The 23,105-nt window shown below is 51.4% G+C and carries 17 protein-coding genes; 4 read left to right on the forward strand and 13 right to left on the reverse strand.

The features are described 5' to 3' along the window. Positions 1 to 11 precede the first annotated feature (11 nt). On the reverse strand, positions 12 to 1,328 hold the full coding sequence (locus ACS5NO_RS05655) for a hypothetical protein (RefSeq protein ID WP_439414231.1): 1,317 nt from the start codon (positions 1,326 to 1,328) through the stop codon (positions 12 to 14). 454 nt (positions 1,329 to 1,782) lie between these two features. On the opposite strand from ACS5NO_RS05655, the gene ACS5NO_RS05660 reads away from it, so the two are divergent. Beyond that, a complete protein-coding gene (locus ACS5NO_RS05660) occupies positions 1,783 to 2,418 on the forward strand; it encodes a hypothetical protein (protein WP_138989521.1) in 636 nt (211 codons plus the stop codon). A gap of 1 nt (position 2,419) precedes the next feature. On the opposite strand, the gene ACS5NO_RS05665 is transcribed toward ACS5NO_RS05660, so the two are convergent. Both ACS5NO_RS05665 and ACS5NO_RS05670 read right to left on the reverse strand, forming a co-directional pair. Beyond that, the gene (locus ACS5NO_RS05665) at positions 2,420 to 2,869 is read right to left on the reverse strand and encodes a hypothetical protein (protein ID WP_439414232.1); all 450 of its coding nucleotides are present in this window, start codon (positions 2,867 to 2,869) and stop codon (positions 2,420 to 2,422) included. A 50-nt stretch (positions 2,870 to 2,919) separates the two neighbouring features. Further along, positions 2,920 to 3,381, reverse strand: coding sequence for an Lrp/AsnC family transcriptional regulator (locus tag ACS5NO_RS05670; RefSeq protein WP_439414233.1), 462 nt, complete (start codon positions 3,379 to 3,381; stop codon positions 2,920 to 2,922). A gap of 357 nt (positions 3,382 to 3,738) precedes the next feature. Between ACS5NO_RS05670 and metE the strand changes: the two genes are divergently transcribed. From metE to ACS5NO_RS05685, 3 genes are all read left to right on the forward strand, one after another. Beyond that, complete coding sequence (gene metE, locus ACS5NO_RS05675; protein WP_439414234.1) at positions 3,739 to 6,066, forward strand: 5-methyltetrahydropteroyltriglutamate--homocysteine S-methyltransferase; 2,328 nt, start codon at positions 3,739 to 3,741, stop codon at positions 6,064 to 6,066. 128 nt (positions 6,067 to 6,194) lie between these two features. After that, positions 6,195 to 6,440 (forward strand): cysteine-rich CWC family protein, encoded by a 246-nt coding sequence (locus ACS5NO_RS05680; RefSeq protein WP_439414235.1) that lies wholly within the window; start codon positions 6,195 to 6,197, stop codon positions 6,438 to 6,440. Positions 6,441 to 6,463: 23 nt separating this feature from the next. Next, positions 6,464 to 6,850 (forward strand): acyl-CoA thioesterase, encoded by a 387-nt coding sequence (locus ACS5NO_RS05685; protein WP_212768191.1) that lies wholly within the window; start codon positions 6,464 to 6,466, stop codon positions 6,848 to 6,850. 1 nt (position 6,851) lies between these two features. Here the strand turns inward: ACS5NO_RS05685 and ACS5NO_RS05690 are convergent, their stop codons facing one another. The 10 genes from ACS5NO_RS05690 to ACS5NO_RS05735 all read right to left on the reverse strand — a co-directional run bounded on the left by ACS5NO_RS05690 (position 6,852) and on the right by ACS5NO_RS05735 (position 23,065). After that, a complete protein-coding gene (locus ACS5NO_RS05690) occupies positions 6,852 to 9,173 on the reverse strand; it encodes a S9 family peptidase (RefSeq protein ID WP_439414236.1) in 2,322 nt (773 codons plus the stop codon). Positions 9,174 to 9,424: 251 nt separating this feature from the next. Further along, a complete protein-coding gene (locus ACS5NO_RS05695; RefSeq protein ID WP_439414237.1) occupies positions 9,425 to 10,573 on the reverse strand; it encodes a PDDEXK nuclease domain-containing protein in 1,149 nt (382 codons plus the stop codon). Between the two features lie 248 nt (positions 10,574 to 10,821). Then, the gene (locus ACS5NO_RS05700) at positions 10,822 to 12,489 is read right to left on the reverse strand and encodes a hypothetical protein (protein WP_439414238.1); all 1,668 of its coding nucleotides are present in this window, start codon (positions 12,487 to 12,489) and stop codon (positions 10,822 to 10,824) included. 7 nt (positions 12,490 to 12,496) lie between these two features. Beyond that, positions 12,497 to 15,274, reverse strand: a complete 2,778-nt coding sequence (locus ACS5NO_RS05705) for a S8 family serine peptidase (RefSeq protein WP_439414239.1) — start codon at positions 15,272 to 15,274, stop codon at positions 12,497 to 12,499. Positions 15,275 to 15,470: 196 nt separating this feature from the next. Next, the gene (locus ACS5NO_RS05710) at positions 15,471 to 17,405 is read right to left on the reverse strand and encodes a pyrroloquinoline quinone-dependent dehydrogenase (protein ID WP_439414240.1); all 1,935 of its coding nucleotides are present in this window, start codon (positions 17,403 to 17,405) and stop codon (positions 15,471 to 15,473) included. 148 nt (positions 17,406 to 17,553) lie between these two features. Beyond that, on the reverse strand, positions 17,554 to 18,741 hold the full coding sequence (locus ACS5NO_RS05715; protein WP_439414241.1) for a helix-turn-helix transcriptional regulator: 1,188 nt from the start codon (positions 18,739 to 18,741) through the stop codon (positions 17,554 to 17,556). Positions 18,742 to 18,868: 127 nt separating this feature from the next. Further along, positions 18,869 to 20,632, reverse strand: coding sequence for a signal peptide peptidase SppA (sppA, locus tag ACS5NO_RS05720; protein WP_439414242.1), 1,764 nt, complete (start codon positions 20,630 to 20,632; stop codon positions 18,869 to 18,871). 308 nt (positions 20,633 to 20,940) lie between these two features. Next, a complete protein-coding gene (locus ACS5NO_RS05725) occupies positions 20,941 to 21,561 on the reverse strand; it encodes an inorganic pyrophosphatase (protein WP_150875949.1) in 621 nt (206 codons plus the stop codon). A gap of 84 nt (positions 21,562 to 21,645) precedes the next feature. Beyond that, positions 21,646 to 22,068, reverse strand: coding sequence for a four helix bundle protein (locus ACS5NO_RS05730; protein ID WP_439414243.1), 423 nt, complete (start codon positions 22,066 to 22,068; stop codon positions 21,646 to 21,648). Between the two features lie 10 nt (positions 22,069 to 22,078). Continuing rightward, the gene (locus tag ACS5NO_RS05735) at positions 22,079 to 23,065 is read right to left on the reverse strand and encodes a glycosyltransferase family 2 protein (protein ID WP_439414244.1); all 987 of its coding nucleotides are present in this window, start codon (positions 23,063 to 23,065) and stop codon (positions 22,079 to 22,081) included. Positions 23,066 to 23,105 lie beyond the last annotated feature (40 nt).

The raw sequence follows: 23,105 nt of genomic DNA on the forward strand, positions 1-23,105 counted from the left end.
GAAAAACCGCCTTACGAAACCGACGAACGACCCGTCGACCAGGATTGGGGCGGAAAGGATGGGCTCGTGGCCCGGTCCAGTGATTTAAGGTGGTTAAAGGTGCGCCAGACCAACGAAATCAAGAGCCCCACCTCGATGATCTGAATCAGATAATCGGCGGTATTCACCGGGGCGGCAAAAACGGTTTGCCAGTCGTCATAATTCAGCATCCCGACATAGATTACCCAGATGATGGGTTGAATGACAATCAGGAAGTTGAGCAGGATGAGCTGAAAATGGAACGCTTTATCTTCCAGTCGGGCCACTTCAAACAGCACCACGATCATGTACATGAACAGGTAAAAACCGGGGGCGCTGGGTTGCGCCAGCATGAAGATGCCGAACGTTAGGATGTAGAGCGAGGGGAAAATCTGCCGATAGCCCAGGTGCCGGAACCGGATGGCCACCCAGGATGACAACGCCATGGTGATGAAAAGGCTGATCGTGTTGAGCCGCGTCAGACTCATCTGGTTATACAGGCTGCTCAGAAACGGCCGGGTGATGCTGACGATGTTGGGTGTCATGTGGTAGCCGGAATGTTGCAACGGCATCAGAAACGCATCGCCCATCAGAAGATAGAGGATGACGATGGACGGAACGCCAACGATTGCCAGCCCCAGCACGTACTTGAATTTGTTGTCGACCAGAAAGAAAACCGGCACCAGCAGCACGATGATCATGCTTTTGATGACAATCATCGACAGCCCCCAGATGATCCCGATCCACAGGCTGCTCTGCGTACGATGGGTGTAGAGCAAAGTGATGAGACCTACCCCCCAGAACCAGACGTCTTCTTCGCTGCTCAGGATCATGGCGACAAACGGCATGGGCAACAAAAAATACAAAACCGCCATCAGCAGGGAATCCGGTCGGCTGGCCTGGTAATACCGCCAGGTGGCCCAGACGATGGCGAACTCGATGAGCGCCATGAAGGGAATCAGAATTTTGGCATTATACCAGAGGTAAAGGGGCAGACTAATGAGGTAGCCAAACAGCGGGCCGTGGTAGGAGAGAAAATCCCGGTAGACCATTTTGCCCGCAAAAGCCGCAATGGCTTTCTTGTAGAAGAATTCAGTGTCGCTGCGGGGGGCAAAATCCAGGATCAGATACACGATCAGGAACGGAATAACCCGGAAAACGATGAACGAAACCCAGAGCGTCAAAGCGGGCCGTGGGTTCAGGTGGTGGCGGAAAGGAGCGGGAAATCGAATCAGAAGCCAACTGGCCAGGGCGAGAAGTAATGAAACGACGACTTTTACGACTGAAACCGTATCCTCAAAAAATAGCATGTAACGAATGGGTGGTTTTAATTCGGGGTAAAGTTCGGTATTGTCGCTGTGGCTGCCAAATAAAAAAAATCATACTCGGCCAGTCGTAAAAATTGTTGGCTAAATTGTCAGATTTGGCGACCTTTGCAGTAGAACTACGATCTTGACTTGTGAACACCGCCCAACAGGCTATCCAACCGGTACGATAAAACCAAAACCAGCGTCAAGGCGGTTACCGGTTTTTTGGCGAATGTTTCGTTCACTAATCTACTGATTACTAGCTGATCCTTTCTGTAGAACCGCAGCGTGATGAAGTCTGCCTAAGTGACCTTTTTGTTCACTAAAGGCTTTTTGCGATTCAAATTTTCGGTTTTTTGAGAGACGTTGAAGTGCTTCATAAGGATTGAAAGGAAAGTGCAATCGTTTTTTGATGTAAACGAAAATACAAATTTACATAGTATCAAAACCTAATAGTATGTTTTATCTTGCTCGTTTAACGAATAATAATAGGGGCTATAAAGAACCATCCGGCCCTAATTATAAGTCTGATAATGCCACCTCAAGCCGGACGGCTTTTGAAGCAACCTACGGCTTTGGCATTGAAGAATGGTTCCGAAACGAACGGCATTCGTACGAAGGGTATCAGTATGCCTACATTGAAGGATTGGGGCCGGAGCAGAATCTGGAAATTCCCATTCTGTTGTATACCCTCCGTTTTGCTGAAAATGGCAAAGGGTCGGCCAAAAAATTAGTGGTGGGTGTGCTGAGAGAATGGCAGCATATTTCGCAGTGGGAAGCTGAATTGCCGGCCGAAGTGGTGGCCGAATGGTATGAGCAAATGAAAAGCGAACTCGGTGATTTGCTGGAGTCGGTGGCGCCCGAAAAACGCCCGCTCGCGATGAAACAACTGCTCTACCACAGCCAGTATCCCAACAAACCGAAGCCGTTGTTTAACGTCCGGTTTAAACCCGAACAACTGGATTACCGGGTTTCCAAAATCATCGATGCGAGTTCGTTTGGCAAAAACAACTCCTTCGCCATCGAATTGAAAACCGTGGAGAGTTACGACGCCAAAACGCAGAAAATCCTGACCGATCTGGGGCTGGAATAATCTACCGGCATTCTGTCTTCAGTAACGTATACCTAAAACCGCCTTCCGGTTTTTTCAATACCCACCGTCCTTCTGTTTCAACACGCTCGCCTTCGTGCCACGTAATGGCATCGCCGGTGAGCGTGAAGGTGATTTCGTGCGGTTGCGTCACGCCTTCGCCCGAACGCTGCCAGTCGGCCCGGATTTGATTCTTCGTTAACGTTCCCTTCAACAGACCCCGCGCCCGGTCTTTTTCATAAGGCAAAATGGCCAGCTCGCCGGTTACGTCGGCGCCCTGAATGACCAGCCGGAGCAGCGTGGTATCGCGCCCCACCACCTGCCGGTAGCAAACGGTGTCGATAGACGTAACCGTCGAATCAGCCCGGTTTTCCGTCGTTTCCGACCGCCGGGAACCGTCACCGCAGCTACTCAGTATCAAAATCAGGAGTCCTGAAGGCAGAAAATATCGCATGGGCTTTGGGTTTTTCCGCTCAATCGGTCGAGACGAGCCGGATTCACAGACTACAAATTAACGTTATAAGAGTTTTTGTTTTCACACATCACAAAGGTACTGTGGGTGCTTCCAATGCTTGTCACCGAACCAAGTTTATTGAATACAAAATCCTGGTAGTGCTTCATGTCTTTCGCATACACTTTCAATAGAAAGTCGAAATCCCCGGAAATATTGTAGCACTCGACGACTTCTTCCAGTCTAAGAATATCGCTTACAAACTCATGACCTATCTTTTTATCATGCTGCTTAAGCTTGATATTACAAAAAACAATTAATCCGTAATGGAGCTTTTCCGCATCGATGATGGCGATGTATTTTTTAATGTACCCATTCGACTCCAATCTTTTTACCCTTTCAAAAACCGGTGTGTGCGACAGATTTACCTGATCTGCCAATTCCTTAATGGTCACATTCGAATTTTCTCCCAACAGTTTAAGCAACTGAACGTCTATGTGATCTGGTTTTTCCACGGAAAAATCGCCTTTTATGTGTGAAAAAATGAGTTAATAAAAGAAGAAATATCTAATAATGGTACAAATGTAGATTGTTATTCTTAATTAATTGATTAATGGTAGATATTTAGTCTTACTATCTACATTTGTTGAGATTTTTAATCTGGTACAGGGTTCAATTGCCTTTGACAGCACTTTTCTTTCCGCTTGATTAAGCCTACACGCTTCCAGGCTTCCATCCGTTCCTGATTTTACGTTTCGTCCTGTTTTCAGGGCCTGGGTGAGGTGTGTCACGGGGGTTGGTTTTCCGCAACGTGTGGGCGTAGTAAAGTGTTTGGCAAAGAATTCTGTACCCTTATTAACCAACTCATACAAATGCTCGCACACAACCTCGGCTATCCACGAATCGGTAGCCACCGCGAACTCAAAAAGGCCAGTGAACAGTACTGGGCCGGAAAAATTACGCCTGACCAATTGGTCGAAGCCGGGCAGCACATTCGGCGCAACAACTGGCTCACCCAGCAACAGGCCGGCATTTCGCTCATTCCGTGCAACGATTTCTCGTTTTACGATCACATCCTGGATTGGTCACTGACCGTCGATGCCATTCCGGAACGGTTTCGGCCCCTCGCCGAAAAACCGGAAATCCGCGAACTGGACTTGTATTTTGCGATGGCTCGCGGCTATCAACAGGACGGGCTGGATCTCATCGCCCTGGAAATGACGAAGTGGTTCGACACCAATTACCATTACCTCGTTCCCGAATTCAGCAAAGCGCAATCATTTTCGCTGCGTTCCGGGAAAGTCTTCACGGATTTTGAGGAAGCCAAAACCGTACTGGGTCGTATTCCAAAACCGGTTTTGCCGGGGCCGGTAACGTATCTGTTGCTGGGAAAAGAAAAAGAGGACGGTTTTCACCGGCTGGATTTGCTCGAACGACTGCTGCCGGTGTACGAACAGATTCTGAGCCGTTTGGAGGCACAGGGCGCCGAATGGATTCAGTTTGACGAACCGGGTCTGGTGCTGAATGCCGATGAGCAACAACAAACAGCCTACGCCACGGCCTACCGGTTTTTGCGCGAACGGTTTCCAAACCTGAAATTCCTGGTCGCTTCGTATTTCGAGTGTTTTGGCGAAAATCTGCCTCTGGCGACACAATTGCCGGTCGATGCGCTGCACATCGATCTGGTTCGCTGCCCGAATCAACTGGACGACCTGCTGAATACGGATTTTGTGGATCAGAAAACCATCCTGTCGCTGGGCGTAGTGGATGGCCGGAACATCTGGATCAATGACCTGATCCGTTCGCTCAGCCTGATTCGGAAAGCCACTGACGCCCTGGGCCAGAACCGTGTGTGGATAGCGCCTTCGTGTTCCTTGCTGCACACCCCCTGTGATCTGGATGCGGAAACGGAAACCAGCGGTTTAACGCCCGAAATCAAACAATGGCTGGCTTTTGCCAAACAGAAGCTGGGCGAAGTGGTTAAACTGGCAACGATTGCGGCTCAGCCCGACAGCGAACAGGCGAAGAGTTGGCTAATTGAAAATGAGACGGTTCTGGCCGCGCGCCGACAATCCGCGCTGATCAACCGCCCGGGCGTTCAGCAACGGGTGAGTCAATTGACCGACAACGATACGCACCGGAACGCATCCTTTCACCGGCGCCAAAGCCTCCAGCACGAGCGGTTGAATCTGCCGCTTTTCCCGACAACGACCATTGGCTCGTTTCCGCAAACCGACGACGTGCGCATCAACCGGGCGAAGTTCAAAAAAGGGGAGAAGACGCTGGAACACTACGAAGATTTTATCCGGGTTGAAACCGAAAAAGCCATCCGCTGGCAGGAAGAAATCGGTCTGGATGTGCTGGTTCACGGCGAATTTGAGCGCAACGACATGGTCGAATACTTCGGCGAGTTGCTCGATGGGTTTGCCTTTAGTCAGAACGGCTGGGTGCAGAGCTACGGCTCGCGCTGCGTCAAACCACCAATCATCTACGGCGACGTTCACCGCCCCGAACCCATGACCGTTCGTTGGGCCGGGTATGCGCAATCGTTGACCCAAAAACCGGTCAAAGGGATGCTGACCGGCCCGGTAACAATTCTGCAATGGTCGTTTGTTCGGGACGATCAGCCGCGCCGGGATACGTGTATGCAGATTGCTTTCGCGATTCGCGATGAAGTGGTCGATCTGGAACGGGCTGGTATTCAGATTATTCAGATCGACGAACCGGCCATTCGGGAAGGTTTGCCACTGCGTCGCGAAAACTGGGAAACCTACCTGGACTGGGCCGTAAAAGCGTTCCGGGTATCGGCCTCGGGTGTGCGCAACGAAACCCAGATTCACACGCACATGTGTTATTCGGAATTCAACGACATCATTCAGCCCATTGCCGATCTGGACGCCGACGTGATTACCATCGAAACCTCGCGGTCGCAGATGGAATTGCTGGATGCTTTTGTTCAATTCAATTATCCGAACGAAATTGGCCCCGGTGTCTACGACATTCACAGCCCACGCGTGCCGACCACGGAAGAAATCATCGCGTTGCTTCATAAAGCTGCCGATGTGTTGCCGGTTCGGAATCTGTGGGTCAATCCGGATTGTGGACTGAAAACCCGTCGCTGGCCAGAAACGGAACAGGCGCTCAAAAACATGGTGCAGGCCGCCCAAACGGCGCGGAATCTGGTGATTGAGAGGGTGTAACCAAACTTTTTAATAATAAATATTAAATGATGAGTGTTAAATGTAAAAGTGTTTTGAACGCGTCAGCCTACTTTTACATTTAGCGTTCATCATTTTACATTTATTATTATTTCTGTTGTTATAAACACATGGAAACACGAACGAAAAAGCACGAAACCGTCGGTTGTCCGCGTTGTGGAGAAGCTTTTGAATGCAAGGTGGGGAGCATTACCCTCTGCCAGTGCGTGGCGGTTCAGTTGAGCGACGAGCAGCGGGGTTACGTCCGTTCCCAGTTTTCCACGTGTTTATGCGCCGGGTGTTTGCAGGAAGTTCGAACGGAATATAACCAACAAATGCATCAGGAACAGATGGAAAAATTCCTGAATGCGCATTGAATTTTGCCCCTAATTTTGAACCAATGATTCCACTCGAAGAACGAATACAACTTGCCGAAACCCGGGTTTTCAAAGCGGTTTTTCCCAACACCACCAATCATTACGACACCCTTTTTGGCGGAACGGCCATGCAGATGATGGACGAAATTGCGTTCATTACCGCTACCCGGTTTACCCGCAAACGGGTCGTAACGGTTTCATCGGATAAAATCAATTTCAATAAACCCATTCCGGCCGGAACGATTGTTGAACTCATTGGCCGCGTGGCGCATTTGGGAAATACCAGCCTGCGGATCGATGTCGATATTTTTGTTGAGGAAATGTACAGCGATCACCGCGAGCGGGCCGTCCACGGTTCGTTTACGTTTGTGGCCATCGATGAGCATAAAAATCCGGTAAAAATTCTCTGATTTACTTTCCGGTTCCCGAACCGGCTGCGTCCCTGCTGATTTCATTCCAGTTCGGCGGATCGACGCCCAGCAAACTTTTGACGAAAAAATCCCGCCGTTTGCGCTCGCCAAAGTCGCCACCCGCCGTATGGCCCAGACCCGGTAAGGTCACCAGTTCAAAGTTTTTATTGGCTTTGATGAGTGCATTCGCCAGTTGGTAGGTCGAAGCGGGGTCCACGTTGTCGTCCACTTCGCCCACGAGCAGCAACAAATTTCCCTGCAATTTGTGTGCGTTCGTGACGTTGGAACATTCATCGTATTGTGGCCCAATGGGGTAGCCCATCCACTGTTCGTTCCACCACATTTTGTCCATGCGGTTGTCGTGGCAGCCACAGGACGAAACGGCGGCTTTGTAAAATTCGGGATGAAACAGGAGCGCGGCCGTTGCGCTTTGTCCACCCGCCGACGTTCCGAAAATGCCTACTTTGCTCAAGTCCAGGTGATTGTATTTCTGAGCAGCCGCTTTCAACCACAGAATCCGGTCGGGAAAACCGGCATCTTTCAGATTTTTCCAACACACGTCCTGAAAGGCTTTGGAGCGGTTGGAAGTTCCCATGCCGTCGATTTGCACGACGATAAAACCCAGTTCGGCCAGTTCGTGCATCGACACATAATTGCTCATGAACGACTTCGGTACGAACGAACCGTGCGGCCCGGCGTAAATATTTTCGATGACCGGGTATTTTTTGTTGGGATCAAAATTGGTCGGACGAATGATGATGCCCCAGATGTCGGTTTTTCCGTCGCGCCCTTTCGCTGAAAACACTTCCGGCGCTTTCCAGCCCGCTTTTTGCCAGACGCTGATGTCGGCTTTTTCAAGTTCGAGCGCCACGCTGCCATCGGCGGAATTTCGCAAAACCGTCACCGGCGGCAGGTCCACACGGGAATAGGAATCAACAAAATAGCTGAAGTCCGGTGAAAACGTAGCCGTGTGATTGGCGTTTTCGGTCGTCAGGGCCGTCAGGCCGGAACCATCGAAATTGACTTTGTAGTAGTGAACAAAATACGGGTCCTGGTCGGCGTTTCGGCCGCTGGCGGCAAACAGAATCGTCCGGTTTTTGTCGTCGACGTGCACCAGATTGCGAACTACCCATTCCCCTTTGGTAATCTGTTTTTTCACTTTCCCGGTAACGCCATCGATCAGGTACAGGTGGTTCCAGCCGTCGCGCTCCGAAGCCCAGACGATCTCCTGCCCGTCGTTGACATCGTGGCGGGCGCGTTTTCCGCTGTAGTCGATAAACGTGTTGCTGCGTTCTTCAATGAGCGGTTTTACGACGCCGGTGGTGGCGTTGACGTCCAGAATCCGGTAAATCTGGTGGCCGCGCTGGTTGTATTCAAACGTAAACGCGCGGCTGTCTTTGCGCCACTCCAGCCGCGACAAACTGAATTGCTGATTAAACAGCGCATCATCGACCGAAATCTGCTTTTTGGTTTCGACCCAGAAAAGCTGAGGCCGCCGAACCGGCAGCGCATCGCCCGGTTTCAGATATTCGCGGGTTTCCAGTTTGGGTTGAAGCTGGTCGTCCGGCGACGATCGGACGAAGTGAATCAGGCGTTTGGCATTCGGACGAACTTTATTGGTAACCAGCTTCTTCGCATCGGGAGACCACTGGATGTAGCTGGAATAATAGTCGCCTTCCGAGCCATCGTAGCTGAGCTGGGTTTCCTGCTTAGTTTTTTCGGAACGAATGTACAGGTTGTCATTTTTGATGAAGGCGGTTTGGGAACTGTCGGGCGAAAAAACCGGTTTCCCGTCGCGTTCGCTGCGGCTGTTGCCCCAATAGCCGCGGTCGGTGGGTTCGGCCTGGAATGCGCCTTTTTTTCGAAAAGCAAACGCGCCGGTCGACACTTGCCAGGTTGACCCTTCGGCCACAAATTCGAGTTCTTCATCGTCCTTTCCGTAGGTGATGGACGCGAACGGCAAATTGAACGGATCGATTTTTTTACCCGTTGCTTCGGATAATTTTTTCGCCAGTTGTTCCTGGTCGAAGGCGGGTTGGCGCGTCTTTTTCCGGGGATCGACCACCACGAACTCGAGTCCGCGTGCCGTTCGGACCAAATACCAGAGTTTCTGAGCGGGTGTCCAATAGACGTTGTTCGGGGCGTTATAGACTTTATTCCGTAGCGTTTCCTTCAAAGCCGCCGACCGTTTATAATCCTCGAGTTTCCCCTGCGCCCAGGCTGAACCCGCAAAACCGTTAGCCAGCCAGCAAAGCAGAAATAGAAACGATGAACGAACGAACCATCCGGTCGACAGGCGGGTTGGCAGGCGTGGAATTTTCATCAGGGAAAAGATTGGAAGTAGCAGCGGGAATTTTCACGAAAATACGAAAAAACAGAACACCCGGCCATTCCGAGCGATTCGGAAGGACCGGGCGTGTTCAGTCAGAACCTCATGACGCGAGCCGGTAACATCAGCGGTTCCCCTGGCGCTTCGTTATCATAGGTAGGTCGAGCCAAAGGCTTCTGTGCCGGATATACGAGTCAGGGGCGAAAATGGTTGCGTTGGCGTGAAAAAAAGTTTGGGCTGAATAATCAGGCTATCTTCTGCCGTTCTTTTTCAATAATTTTGGATAACTCATCCTCGGTCGGCAAATTGATAAGGTATTTGCTAACAAAGACCTGCTGAGACAAACCTGCCGTAGCGTACCTAACCAGATTTTCGTTTTTACCGGCGCACAGAATAATACCGACGGGTGGGTTGTCTCCGTCAGTAACCTCATTTTCGCGGTAGTAATTGAGATAAACATTCATCTGCCCGGCATCGGCATGCGTGAATTCTCCCAATTTCAGGTCAATCAAGATATGGCATTTCAAGATACGGTGATAGAAAACCAAGTCAATTCGATAGTGAGTGTTATCGAATGTAATCCGTTTTTGTCTTGCTTCGAAACAGAATCCACGGCCCACTTCCAGCAAAAAAGTCTGAAGATGGTTTATTATTGCCACCTCAAGGTCGGTCTCGCTGTAGTCCGCTTTTTCTTCCAGCCCCAGAAATTCCAATATGTAGGGGTTTCGAAACACATCTTCTGCTTTTAGTCCTTCACCCTGCGCCTGTTGAGCCAAAACCGCTGGTTTGTCGGTGCTTAAACCCGTGCGCTCAAAAAGCATACTGTTCATGGCGCGTTGCAATTGCCGAACCGACCAGTTGTTTTTGATGGCTTCTGTTTCGTAGAATGCTCGTTTCAAGACCGTTTCGGCCTTTAGTAGCTCAATTATATGGGTAAAACTCAACCGGTTGATGAGTACGTTGGTATCAATACTCAACAAATTGGGAATCTGAATTAATGAGGTTCTTAATGTAAATCTCTCCGATTTTATCTGTTTAGATAACCACTCAGGGCGTACAATCTCTTCTAAATCAAAACCGTATAATTTTCCAGTCAGTGACTGGAAAATCTGTGGATATTCAAGATAAAACTGTTTGAATAAGTACAGATTGCTTTCAGAAAACCCTTTGATGTTTTTGTCTCTTTGGGCAATCTCCTTCATTATATGCTTGCCATATTGTGCCCTATCCGAACCTTGTAGCTCGTACTCGGAGATATAGAAGCCAAAAAGCCAGTTTCGTATGGTAAGTGCAACATTAACCTGTTTCTGCGCCTGGTTCTGAAAAAAATGATGGGTGTCGGTGATGGCCGAAATTAATTCGTCAATGGTTTTCAGTTCTTCCTTATTGCTCATACGATGAAGCTATCCAATAGTCGGCATTACACGCAAACGACAAAATCGAACCTATTGGCTTCTGATCGGGTCGGAAGCATCGGATAGTGACTTTGTTAGTTTGCGTGTATGTGCAAAAATAAGAAAAAGAATGAAAAGTTAGTTGGTTTCGTCGATCTGGTGGATTCCCGAAATGCCCTGTCAACTCCGCATTTTAAAGTGCAGATTCCCTTGGCATGGTTCTAAAATGGAACCTCCACCGGAACCGGCTACCAGTTGTGTAAAAACCGTACGGTGAACCGCAGGCCGTTTTTGAACAGAAATTTATCAATGACTTCATTGAGAAAAGCTGCGTCGACGGAGCCGTCGTCCTTGTACCGAAGTGCTTTCTGATCCGGGTTGAAGGGCAGAAATTTGTCGGCCTGGGGCAGGTGTTTCAGCAATTGACCGCGGAGTTTAGAAAGTTGGAGCACATCGTCAAAACCGTTGATCGGGTTGATCAGTCCGTCAAAATCCGAGCCGACGCAGAGGTGATCCCAGGGCGAGGTGTTTTCGATCCAGTTCAGGGCAGAGTAGCCGACGCGGACGGCATGAACCAGGTGCAGACACAACAGCATACTGTGGCGCTCCTGCTTCGATGGGGCAATTCCCCCAAAAAGCGACTCCGTAGCGCCCGGTAATTTCCCGTCCCGAAACATCTTTTCCCATTCCGGGCGGGCCATGTATTCTTCTTCAAAAAAGCGATCTCTACGGCTGTCGACCGCCGGGTTGGACGCGCCCAGAATCCGCTGATCGAGACTGATGCCCATCATGCCGTTGGACAGCATGATCTCGACGATCTCTTCATCGAACAGGTTGATGGTCCACGGATTGCCAAAAAGACCCTTGTTGATGAGGTCGTTGGTTCGCCCGATGCGCCGGTTTTCCGGCGCTACTTTACTGATCGGTTGCCCGCCTTCGCTGCCGGTCGTCGATTGAAACCGCTTGTTTTCCAGGTAATCGTCGAGGGTGTAAAATGTAAAACCGGTGTGGGAGGTCATGATCGGCAGCCGCTCCACCTCGGGGTCGATGATGGCCAGTTGCTCCCGATACCGGTAATAATGCAGCCGCGTATATACACTCATATGTTTCACGTCAATCAGAATCGGCTTCGTCGGATGCGTCAGCGCCTGTTTGATCACTTTCTTGCCCAGTTCCGTCAGGCCCAGCCCGGTTTTCGGCATGAAGTCTTCGCTGGCAAAAGCCAGTTGCGACGTTTTGTTCAAGCCCTGCGCAAAACCGCCCAGCGGCTGTTCCGGGATGTGGCTCAGGTGGCACAGATTGATGCTGATGAAATCGACATCCGACCGGTCCTGCAATTCCTTCAGTTTCAGTTCCGGAAACCGGGAGGGTATCGTTTTCCGGATCGGGACATCCGACAGGTTGTGGCCCCCTTCGATGGAAAACGAAAAATACCGCTTGTCACCGGTGGTCAGCTTCGCCGTCACCTCATCCGGGCTCAGGGTGGCCCAGGTGGTGCGGTTCAGGTATTCAATCTGGTACGGCGGCTTGTTGAGTTCGGCTGCGGTAGTGAGATGAAACGCAATCTGTTTCTTAAATTCCTGATAATACGTCGTTTCACCGTTTCGGGTTCGGTTGAAAACCTCCTTGTCGAGCGGCAGTACGCCGGATAAATCAGCCCCGAAAACGTGCAAAACCCGGTTGGCAAACGCGTGCTCGACGCTCAGCAGGGCAATGACCCCGAGCCGGAGCGAACTTTGGGAAACCTGAAGCGGGGAGGATTGGCTGTCGAACGGGCCACCAAAAATATCGTTCAGAAATTGAGCAAGCCCGGTCGTTTTGACATTCTCGCTGAGTTTAAACTTTCCGCCGTTTTTAGTCACCGTAATCAGGTGTTTGAACAGCAGGTGGAAGTGAAAATCGAATAGGTTTTCCATGGGAGCTTTAGCGGGCTGAATTTTCAAGGATAGCATTCACGAGCTGGAAACGTTGCAGAGCCGTGTCGGCCCCCGTGGGTTCTACCGACTCGAACCGGCTGGGCCGGTTGGCAAACAGGCTGTTTTCCAGTTGCTTCGAAAAAGGTGACAAGGCGTCGTCCTCCAGGGATTCCTGACCGCCCCGTTTGTTTCCGAACAGCCAGCCGTGAAATTTATTCCAGTAGGTTTTCGCCAGTTCGCCGTAACCCTGGAGCGTGGCAAAAAACGCATGTTCATTCCAGTCGTTGTACGCATCCTTCAAGTCGGCAGCCGGAACCGGGGCGGTTTTGAGGAGCCTTTCAACATCCAGCATGCCGTGTCCAAAGCCTTTTCTCGGCAGGTCGTTCTCCCGCCGGGCCGACGACGCCAGGGCGGTTCTGAAGGCTTCCACGCGTCTCCAGCCTGCGTAGGCCGGGTCGCTGAGCACATCCTGGTAAGCGGCCAGCCAGCAGGCTGCGGCCGCGGCAATGTGGGGTGTGGCGTAGCTCGTGCCGTTGCCGTACGCAAAATCCTCCTCATGACTGGCGTTCCAGATCGGTACGTAAATGGCCTGCCCCGGTGCTGTGATGTCCACCGCCGACCCCCGGCTCGACCCCGGCCACTCCCGATCCAGTGGGTTGGAAGCCGCCACGGCAATGGTTCCGGGATAAACCGCCGGGGCTACCACCGCCTGAACTTCGTTACCGGCCGCACAACACCAGATGATGCCTTTTTCGTACGCCTTTTTGGCCATTTTAGCCGTGGCGATGGTCGGCGGCAGACCCATGCTCATGGTGATGATGTCGAATCCCTGCTGAATGGCCATGTCCAGCGCCGAAGCAAGTTGCTGTTGCCGGTTGATGATGATGACGGTTTCGGCGATCCGGTAGGGAATGAGCTTGAAATTAAAATCCGTCAGCAGACCACAGTTGCCTTCGTGGGTGATCGGAGTGTTTCTGTTGCCGATCAACAAACTGCCGGTTCGGGTGCCGTGTCCCGGTTGCTTCCCCAAACCTATGGTTTTGGGGTCAAAGGCCGTGGTGGGGTCGGCGGTGTCCAGAAAATTGAAATCGTGGTCCAGATCATACCCACCCCGAACTTTCGAGTGATCCGTAAAACCGGTATCGAACTGTACGATCTGAATACCGCATTCGCCGGGTGATTTGACGTTCGGCAGCTTTTCCAGTTTATCGAAATTCGTCGCGAACCAGTTCCACCGGCGGTAGTTCAGTTCCGGTTGATTTTTGTAATACTTGCTTTCGGCGTACACCCTGATAAACTCACTTTCGTTCCATTCACCCGTTCCGTCATCGAACAAAATATCGGATTCGGTGCCGGTGCCTTTCGAAGGGCCTTGAACCATAAACCCCGTATCGGCATTCAACAGCAGCGGAACGTCGGCTTCAGCATTGATGATACCGGGGATTTTCAACAAATTCTGCGCTTCTTCATTGACGTTCCCGCTAAACGGAAACTGCACCGCAAACAGCTCGACTTCGCCCTCGACGGCCGAACCGGGCATCGCCAGCGTAACCGTTACGCCCGGCCCATAGATGGCTTTCAGAATGGTTTCGATCTGATTAATGGTAGGGGTTTTGTTGGGGGCCGTAATCAGAAACTGGGCGCGCCCGGTTGTGGACGAAGAAAACACGGTATCCATAGCTGATTCTTTTGGAAGGGAAGACGTTGTCGGTGAAAGAATGGGCGGTGTTACAGTTCCTCCTGGGCGGGTGTTGCCGGTTGGCATGGGCTGACTCAGTTGCTGGGCCACGACCTTCGTTTTTTTGAGCAGCGTGTCCCGGATTTTCGCCATGTCCGCGGACAGGGTGCTTTCCTGCAGGGCCTGAATAATCTTGCTGATCTTTATGCCTTCATTCCCAAACCAGTCGATTTCGTCATCGGGCGTATCTGGTGTGGCAATGGTTCCTTTTTTGGTCAGAATCCGGTTTTGATCATCCACTCTCGGCAAACCTGAGTGGTGTAAGGCAATGATTTCGCAGGTACCCAGGCCGACGACCATCGACCCGGAAGAACCGGGAAGCGTATCCGATTCGTAGATCAGGCGGGTGTCGGTTTCGGAGAAAAAGGCGGTGTCTTTCAAGACCACTTTCTTGAAATCGCCTTTGGGGTGCTGAATGATGACGCAGGATTCGCCCTTGATGATTTTTCCCAGATTCCCGTCCAGATTCACCGGTGGGTAGTTGGCGAGCGGTTCGCCGGAGGTTCCAAAGGGCTCCAGGCTGATGAAGGTAAAATCCAGGCCGGAATGCGGAATGTTCGCGTTGTAGTCGAGGGTCGAGGTAAGAAAAAACTTAGCAGAATTTAGTTTGAAGCAGGGTGATTTCTTGGGAATCTGGTTGATATCCAACTCGTAATCAAACTGAGCCAGCATATTGACCGCGTCCTGTGGGTTTTCGATAACGTGGTGGTTCGTGATGATGATGTCATCCGCAACCAGAAAACCCGTGCCGATGGGCCGACCGTCTTTGAGCAACCGACAAACCGCCCGGGCAATGCCGGACAGTTTGTCGAGTACGTTTTTGTCCTGGAAATTGACAATGCCGTTGATGCGCTCGATGGCGCCCAGGGCGGAGAGTCCTTCGCGCCGGAGCCGCAGTTGAACCCGACCCAGATCATTCTCCAGGCTGACCAGCGGGATTTCGCCCTCCCGGACCTTTTCAAGGTTTTTCTCGTCTTCGGCAAACCGGGGTTCGCGGTAACCAAACCGGTCGGCCACCTGCTGAACCACTCTCCAGCGCGCTATCATAAGTCGTAAAGGTTTAGGAAGATCAGACTCCGGGTTATGCAGTTCAATGATCGTTGAAAGATAAATTGACCGAACCGGATCGTCCCTGAACTATTTAGGGAACGGTTGACCGTTCCCTAAAACCTTTACGTGTTACTTAATGGGTTGAAAATGAAATAATTATCATCAATGGTGTTTGGTTGTTGAATCGGCTGCTTTACGGCAACTGATAGGCTACCACATAATCCCCCAGTTTCGTTCCCAGCTTGCCGTGGCCTCCGGCGGCAATGACTACGTATTGCTTTCCATTGATCAGGTACGTCATCGGCGTGGCCTGTCCACCGGCGGGCAGCGGAACCTCCCATTGCAGGCTGCCGTCGCTGGTTTTAAACGCCCGGAAATGCCCGTCCAGTGATGCGGCTACGAAAACCAGCCCGCCCGCTGTGGCAATGGCCCCGCCAAAGTTGATCGAACCCCATTGTTTCGCTTCGGGAAACTGACGCGGATCGAGCATGAAGCCCAGTGGTACTTCCCATTCCAGCGTACCTTTCTTGAGATTAATAGCCGCCAAGGTTCCCCAGGGTGGAGCGGTTTGCATCGTTAAGCCAGTTTCCGTTTTAGCAAACAGATAGCTGCGTTTCATCACGTAGGGCGTGCCGGACTGCATACCGGTTTCGGCCCGCATCAACTCCTGGTCGTTTTTGACCGATTGTGCCAATTGGGCTCTCGGAATCAAAGTGATGGACGCGGCCAGTCGGTTGACATTGGTGATCAGCAAACCGGATTCGGGATCATAACACATCCCGCTCCAGTTGATCCCGCCCACATTGCCCGGTGCAACGAGTGTGCCTTTGAGCGAAGGGGGCGTAAAAGGGCCTTCGTAACGCAGGGCGGCAATCCGGTGTTGGGCGGCTGCTTTGGCGTCGGGTGTCAGGCCCCAGGCTTCCGGTTTTTGCAATCCCAGCAGGGGAAGCGTCGCCGGAAAAGGCTGGGTGGGATGCGCTTCTTCTCCCGCAATATCGGACGCCGGAACGCGCCGTTCCTCGACGGGCAGTAGCGGAAGGCCGGTTTCGCGGTGCAGGATGAAAACGTGTCCCATCTTCGTGCCGACGGCTACCGCCGGAACCGGTTTTCCATTCTGATCATACGAAAACAGCAACGGCTGGGCCGCATTGTCATAATCCCAAAGGTCGTGGTGAACTGTCTGATAACTCCACGCCACTTTTCCGGTGGAAGCGCGGATGGCGACGATGGAACTGGCGTTGGCGTTTTTGCCCAATCGCTCTCCGCCGTAATAATCCGGGCTGGGCGAGGTGGTAGGAATGAACACCAGATCCCGTTCGGCATCCGCCGAGATGACCGACCAGGCGTTGGCGGCACCGGTTTGGGTAGCATTGGGTCCTTTCCAGGTCTCGAAACCGGGATCGGTTTTGGAACGCGGAATGGGGTCCCAACTCCAGCGTAATTTTCCGGTGAGTGCATCGTAGGCCCGAACGACGCCCCGTTCGTAATTAAACCGCTGGTTGTCGCCCATCGACGACCCGACAACGATGGTATTGCCGATAACGGCGGGGGGCGAGGTGACGCTGATGTTGCCGACGCCCTGCCGCAGATCAACGGTTCCGTCTTTTCCGAACGAAGAAACCGGCTTGCCGGTTTTGGCATCCAGCGCAATGAGCCGGCCGTCCAGCGTGGGAATCAAAATCCGTTTGGCGGCACCGGAAGCGGTTTTATCATTGGAAGCGGGCCAGACCGACACGCCCCGCGAGGTGATTTCGGAGAGATCCTGCCGCAAATAGACTTCCGGATCGTACGACCATTTTTGTTGCCCGGTAGCGGCATCGATGGCAAAAACCCGCGACGAGGGTGTGCTGAAGAAAAGCGTTCCGTCGACCATCAACGGCGTCGCTTCAAAAGCCGCTTTTTCGTCGGCACTCGTACCTTTGTATTGTTCCAGTTCACCCGTTCGGAACGTCCAGGCCACGGTTAACTGGTTGACGTTGGCGGTGTTGATTTGTTTCAGGGGTGAAAAACGCATGCCGCCCGGATCGTTACCGTAAGCGGGCCATTCGACCGAGCCGCTGGTTTGCGGTTGCCCAATGACGGGAAGGGCTGCGTAAAGAAAAAGAAGCGTTGAAAGGAGGTAGTTCATGGGAATGGTTTCTTCCGAAATAGACGGTTTTATCTGGATGAATAAAGCCAATGCCAGCGCACTGATCGGAAAATGCGCTGGCTGCCTGGCTGGGACAAAGATGGCTATCCATGTGCGCTAAACCGCCATTTTCCGATCGTCAAGAAGTTCACGCCGACCGGGACGAAGTCGCCGTGGCCCGAAATTGTGCCGGTGTCTGCCCTGTCAGCCGCTTAAAAGCCGTGTGAAAAGCCGAGGTGGAATTGTAGCCCACCCGCTCGGCAATCTCATCGATTTTCAGGTTAGCGGTACTGGAATCCTGTAACAGTTGTTGCGCTTCACGCACCCGGTAAGTCGCCAGCAGATCGAAGAAACTTTGCTCCCGCCGGTCGTTCAGCAGTTGCGAGAGGTGGTGAGACGAGGTTCCGAGCTGCTGTGCCAGTTTGGGTAGGGAAAGGTCGCTTTGGAGAAACGGTTTTTCGTCCTCCATCAATCGCGTCAGCTTTTGCAAAACCGCTTCTTCCACTTCCTCCGACAGCGCCGATTTCTCGTATTTTTTGCGGGGGGATGGGGCTTCGGGTTCCGGATCGGGTTCTTCAACGAAGAAATTGGACCCGCGCATCACCAGAAAACTGGTGGTATAAATGAGTAGGGTGAGGTAACAGGCCAGGATATAGTCGCCCAGATCCTCGTAGAATTGGGGTTTGATAAAAACTCCCAGAAGGGGAAAAGACAAATTCAGGAGAATCAGGTTTCGGAGTTGGGCCAGTTGGGTAGGTGCTGGCTGGAACAACGAAAGACCCCGTTGGCGAAACGCTTTGCGAATATCGAGGAAGGAGAAAAAAGCATAAATCGCACAACCCAGCATGGTCATTTCACTGACGTAATCCCGCAGGTTCGTGAAATCTTCCGGCAGGTATTCGTCACTGTCTATATACGCTAGTTCGGGGTGATACGCATGGAGGTAAGCGTTGTATTTAAACTCTATGGGTTGGTAAAACCAGGTGATGGAGTTGATGGCCCAAATGACGGCGGGCAGCATGTGCCAGAACCAGCGCTTCGGCAGCCGTTGGTGGAGCCGGGAGAAAACAAAGAAATAATACAGCGGTCCGAGCGTAAAATTGACCGGTTCTGAAAAGTCGATCAGCCACAGAACCTGGAACATGTAATTGGTGTAGCACAGGAAAATTTCGGCAATGATGGCCGACAGTCCCAGCATAAACCAGCCGAGGCACCGGTTTGAAACCACCCGCCCCCGTTCGCCCGTCAGGAAAAAGATGCCGAGAAAAATTCCCTGGGCCACTCCCAGCAGAATAATCAGAGCAAATAAATCGAGGTGAACCGGCAGTGTCTTCATAGGCTACAGCAATGCGTTTGTAAGATACAAAAAAGACCTGCAAGGTTTTTAAAACCTTGCAGGTCTACATCAAACCATAAAGACAAGACCTGTCAGGTTTTAAAAACCTGACAGGTCTACGTGATCGTTATTTAACATCCAGCCCAAACGGCAGACGGGCCTGAATTCCTTCCATCCGTTTCAGCGTCTTGAGGTATTTGACGTAAGGTGCCAGGTCGCCGAGGGTGGCCTTCATGCTTTCCTCGTCGCTGCCGGTGAAAGATTTGACCAGTTCTTCAATGGCGTTTTTCTTTTCCGGCGTATACCGGACGCGGTAGTCACCCGCTTCCAGTTTAGCGGCTTTGGCGGCCAGTTGAATGGCTCTGTCCAGCCCGCCCAGTTCATCGACCAGCCCGTTGGCTTTCGCCTGAACGCCCGACCAAACCCGGCCCGACGCCAGTGCTTTCAGACTGTCGACCGACAGCTTGCGGCCCTGAGCGGCTTTGCTGGTGAAAATTTCGTAACCCCGGTTGACGCTTTGTTGCAGCACATTCTTTTCGAAAGGCGTCATTTCACGGGTGAAAGACGGAAAATCGGAGTGTGTATTGGTCACCACCCGGTCGTAGGTGATGCCCAATTTATCCTTGAAGAATGCTTCTGTGTTGAACAGCATCCCGAAAATACCGATCGAGCCCGTAATCGTATTGGGTTCGGCCACAATCTGGCGGGCGCCCATCGCCAGGTAATAGCCGCCCGAAGCTGCATAATCGGACATCGACGCAATCACCGGTTTGGCTTTGTTGGCCAGCACAATTTCGCGCCACATCACATCCGACGCCAGCGCACTGCCGCCCGGCGAGTTGACCCGAATGACAATGGCTTTCACTTTTTCGTCCAGACGCGCTTTCCGGATTTGCTCGGCCACGCGATCGGAAGCGATGTTTTCGTCGTCTTTCCCCGACACAATTTCACCATCGGTTACAATGACGGCAATGCGGTTTTTGATGTTTCCTTCTTCGACGTATTTCTTGGCGTTTTCGTATTTCCCCAGCGAAACGAAGTCGATTTTCTTCTTTTCATCCACTTTCAGGGACTTGCGGATGTCGGTTTCCACTTCGTCGTAATACGCCACTTTCGTCACCAATTTGGCTCTAAGCGCATCTCCGGCGGTTTGAATAGACAGGTCGTCGGCCAGTTTCTTCAATTCCGGAACCTGCAAACCCCGGCTTTGGGCGACATTCGCCAGAAAATGATTGTTGAGGGAATTCAGGAAAGACGTGGTTTGTGCTTTGTTGGCTTCACTCATATCCTCCCGAATGAAGGGTTCAACGGCACTCTTGAATTCGCCGACCCGGAAAATTTCCGGTTTGATGCCCAGCTTGTCGAAGGTGCCTTTGAAAAACGTGTATTCGGCATCCAGACCGTTCCACTCCAGGGCACCAGCCGGGTTCAGGTAAATATTGTCGGCTACGGAAGCAATGTAATAGCCTTTTTCGGTCATCACCTCGCCATAGGCGACGACGAATTTCTTCGATTTTTTAAAGTCGATGAGGGCGTTTCGGATTTCTTCGAGCGATGCCCAACCGGTTTGCGGGTATTCGGTCTGGACATAAACGCCTTTGATGTTCGGGTCCAGTTTGGCGTTGGCCAGTGCCTGTTTCAGGTCGATCAGGCCAATCACATCGCCGGAAGAATTGAAGGGACCAAAACCGCCAAATGGGTTTTCAACGCCGATTTCACGGATCGGGCTATTCAGGTTGAGCTTCAAAACGGAATTTTCCTTTACCGATACTTCATCGCCGGATGCCGCTGAAAAAGCGGACCCGATAGCCAGCACCATCAGGAAGGCCACGAAGGTGAAAAGCAGTATACCGACGATGGTTGCAAAAACGTATTTAAAAAACTGACGCATGTTTTGGGTTGACGACTGACGATTAGTGAATTAGAAACGAGAAAAAAGAAAAGCGATACGAGACTTGCGACGGTCCGTCGTAAGTCTCTTTCAATGGTACTATTTCATGTATTTACACCTAAAGCAATAAGATACATGAAACGGATTGAAATTCACACCGGTTTCATAACAAAAATAAAAAGGAGACGGCTCCCCATCTCCTTACTTTATGTTGAATGTGACTATTTGAGGAAGAGTGGAAAACAGAACGGAAGGGAGGAAAGCCACCCGTCAGCCGGTCAGCTTTTTTTCCCGTTCATTCGTTCCGATTATTTCGCCTGGTTCCGGATCAGCAGCCAGTAGTCTTCGATAGACCGGCGAATGACTTCGTGGGCTTCCTGCCGACCATACACATTGACGATTTCACACGTCATTGGTTCGCCGGGTAAGTTTTTGTACGTCAGGAAGTAGTGTTTCAGGCGTTGCACCACACTGTCGGGCAGTTGACTCAGGTCTTCGTAGCCTTTATACATCCCGTCACCTTTCAAGATGGCGATGATTTTGTCGTCGGCTTCTCCTTTGTCCAGCAAGCGAAAACCGCCAATGGGGATAGCCTGCAGAATGATGTTTCCGTGGGTAATGGCGTGTTCGCTCAAAACGCAGATGTCGATCGGGTCACCATCGCCTTTTTCGATCTCACGACCGGAGCGTTCGCGGGCCAGAGAGGCCACCTGCTCGTCGCAATACGTCATCGGAATGAATCCGTAGAGCGCCGGAACAATGTTGGAGTATTTCTGCGGGCGGTCGATTTTCAGATAGCCCGTTTCTTTGTCAACTTCATACTTCACCGTGTCGGTTGGTACAATTTCAATGAAAGCCGTCACTTGTTCCGGAGCGTTTTCACCGATTGGAATCCCATGCCAGGGATGTGCTTTAAATTGATTGTTCATCTTTTTTATAGTCGAGTAACTAAATGCGGTTGGTTGGTTTTAAATGGTTGGTATGGTTGAGGATGGTTTTATGGTTGTAAATGGCTATATTTTGAGGTGGTCGCGGGTGTATTTGATTTGCTGATTGATCAATTTGGGTAGTTGAGACAAGCGGGCATGGATATGGTTGAATTGTTGCTCGTCCACCAGATTTCTACTTTGAGCTTTGCGGATCCAGTCAAGCGATTCTTTAATGGAGCCCGATGAAATAAAGTAAAACCGGATCTTATCATTGCGTCCATGACGGCCATACCCTTCGGCAATGTTGGCAGAAATACTGTCGACGGCTCTGACAAATTGTTTACCAATGGTGTCTTTGGCAAACGGACTCCACTCAAGAACCAATTTCCAAACCTGATTACTTAGATCAAAAGCAATTTTATAGGCTTCTAAATCCGTAACATCAATGTATTTCGGTTGATCCGTACCCATCTTTAACCATTTAGCACTTTTCAGCCATTTAACCATTTAACCCTCTTTAACCATTTTCAGCCATTCGGCCCCCAACCTGATCAGCAATTAAATAATCTCCGGTCTTGTTGGTCGATTGCCGTACCAGCATTTCCCCCAAAAAACCGGCCAAAAATAACTGAACGCCGAGGATAATTGCCACTAAGGCCAGAAAAAACAGCGGATTGTCGGTTACATTGCGGTACTTCAGGCGATTGGCAATGTTATATAACTTTTCGCTGATGAGGTAAATCGTAATGATGGTCCCGATAAAAAAGGACAGGGTTCCGAAACTGCCGAACAGGTGCATCGGCCTACGGCTGAATTTATGCACAAAGGCGATGACGAGCAAGTCCAGAAAACCGTTGATGAACCGGTTAAGCCCGAATTTTGTCGTTCCGTATTTACGCGCCTGGTGTTGTACGACCTTCTCGCCAATCTTGTGAAAACCGTTCCATTTGGCCACAATCGGCAGATTTCGGTGCATTTCGCCGTACAAGTTCATCGACTTCACCACCGCCCGGCGGTAGGCTTTGATGCCCGAATTGAAATCATGCAGGTGAACGCCCGACACCCAGCGGGATACGGCATTAAAGAACTTCGTGGGGACGGTTTTGGTCAGCGGGTCGTAGCGTTTCTGTTTCCAGCCCGACACCAGGTCGTACCCATCGACGGTAATCATGCGGTACAATTCCGGGATTTCGTCGGGGCTGTCCTGCAAATCCGCATCCAGCGTAATGACAACCTGTCCGTTGGTTGCCTGAAAACCGGTCTGGAGGGCGGCCGTTTTGCCGTAATTTCGCGTAAATCGGATGCCCCGCACCTGCGGGTTCCGGTCGGCAAGCCGGGCGATGACCTCCCAGGAACGGTCGGTGCTGCCGTCGTCGACAAACAGAATTTCGTACGTATATCCCTGCTCCGTCATCACCCGCACAATCCAGTCGTGCAGTTCGGGCAACGACTCTTCTTCGTTGTAAAGCGGGATAACGATGGAAAGTTGGCGTTTGTCAGTCATAAAAATACGGGCTAAACACGGCCGAAATAAAGCGCAGGCA

Origin of the sequence: Larkinella fluvii, assembly GCF_051857545.1 — a bacterium.
Taxonomy (GTDB): Bacteria; Bacteroidota; Bacteroidia; order Cytophagales; family Spirosomataceae; genus Larkinella.

Excerpts from the sequence above, each read along its gene's own strand:
- ACS5NO_RS05735 (WP_439414244.1), bottom strand. The coding sequence starts at position 23,065 with ATGACTGACAAACGCCAACTTTCCATCGTTATCCCGCTTTACAACGAA.
- metE (WP_439414234.1), top strand. The coding sequence starts at position 3,739 with ATGCTCGCACACAACCTCGGCTATCCACGAATCGGTAGCCACCGCGAA.
- ACS5NO_RS05665 (WP_439414232.1), bottom strand. The coding sequence starts at position 2,869 with ATGCGATATTTTCTGCCTTCAGGACTCCTGATTTTGATACTGAGTAGC.
- ACS5NO_RS05685 (WP_212768191.1), top strand. The coding sequence starts at position 6,464 with ATGATTCCACTCGAAGAACGAATACAACTTGCCGAAACCCGGGTTTTC.
- ACS5NO_RS05690 (WP_439414236.1), bottom strand. The coding sequence starts at position 9,173 with ATGAAAATTCCACGCCTGCCAACCCGCCTGTCGACCGGATGGTTCGTT.
- ACS5NO_RS05695 (WP_439414237.1), bottom strand. The coding sequence starts at position 10,573 with ATGAGCAATAAGGAAGAACTGAAAACCATTGACGAATTAATTTCGGCC.
- ACS5NO_RS05660 (WP_138989521.1), top strand. The coding sequence starts at position 1,783 with ATGTTTTATCTTGCTCGTTTAACGAATAATAATAGGGGCTATAAAGAA.
- ACS5NO_RS05655 (WP_439414231.1), bottom strand. The coding sequence starts at position 1,328 with ATGCTATTTTTTGAGGATACGGTTTCAGTCGTAAAAGTCGTCGTTTCA.
- sppA (WP_439414242.1), bottom strand. The coding sequence starts at position 20,632 with ATGCGTCAGTTTTTTAAATACGTTTTTGCAACCATCGTCGGTATACTG.
- ACS5NO_RS05725 (WP_150875949.1), bottom strand. The coding sequence starts at position 21,561 with ATGAACAATCAATTTAAAGCACATCCCTGGCATGGGATTCCAATCGGT.
- ACS5NO_RS05730 (WP_439414243.1), bottom strand. The coding sequence starts at position 22,068 with ATGGTTAAATGGCTGAAAAGTGCTAAATGGTTAAAGATGGGTACGGAT.
- ACS5NO_RS05710 (WP_439414240.1), bottom strand. The coding sequence starts at position 17,405 with ATGAACTACCTCCTTTCAACGCTTCTTTTTCTTTACGCAGCCCTTCCC.
- ACS5NO_RS05705 (WP_439414239.1), bottom strand. The coding sequence starts at position 15,274 with ATGATAGCGCGCTGGAGAGTGGTTCAGCAGGTGGCCGACCGGTTTGGT.
- ACS5NO_RS05680 (WP_439414235.1), top strand. The coding sequence starts at position 6,195 with ATGGAAACACGAACGAAAAAGCACGAAACCGTCGGTTGTCCGCGTTGT.
- ACS5NO_RS05715 (WP_439414241.1), bottom strand. The coding sequence starts at position 18,741 with ATGAAGACACTGCCGGTTCACCTCGATTTATTTGCTCTGATTATTCTG.
- ACS5NO_RS05700 (WP_439414238.1), bottom strand. The coding sequence starts at position 12,489 with ATGGAAAACCTATTCGATTTTCACTTCCACCTGCTGTTCAAACACCTG.